This window comes from Rhizobium sullae, from assembly GCF_900169785.1.
GTDB lineage: Bacteria > Pseudomonadota > Alphaproteobacteria > Rhizobiales > Rhizobiaceae > Rhizobium > Rhizobium sullae.
Map to the genome: position 1 here is coordinate 1 of NZ_FWER01000200.1, position 404 is coordinate 404.

1 pseudogene is annotated in these 404 nt (G+C 56.2%); it reads right to left on the reverse strand.

The annotated features are described in order from the left end of the window. Nucleotides 1–130, reverse strand: a pseudogene (locus BN1800_RS43325) (recombinase family protein); the annotation flags it as partial. Between the last annotated feature and the right edge of the window lie 274 nt (nt 131–404).

Sequence of the window (404 nt, forward strand, 5' to 3'; positions counted from 1 at the left end):
GGGCGTTTTTCCCGGATCTCCGGGTTGCCAGGCAGCCGGCCGAGCGGAGCTCAATCTCCTGGGCCTCAGTCGCTTGCGACTCCGTCGAAACGCGTGCGTAGCCTATAAGTTGGCCTCTCGCCTGTTTCATGTCGGTCTCGCCTGAGAATCACAGCAGACACGATATGACGATCCGATCAACATTTCCGGAAAACGTGTCGATGAAAAGGAAAAATGGCGACATATCACCCTCAGCACTCATCAGTGCATGCCCTTTGAGCTTCCCTGCGCTGGCCGGGGAAATGGATGCGAGCGTTTCGGAATTTGCTACTGGTCCCATGATGCACCCCGCTATCTCACAATCCAGTTTTCGAGGGTGAGGCCGCGAATGCGCTGGAACTCGCGTGTATTGTCCGTCACAAGTG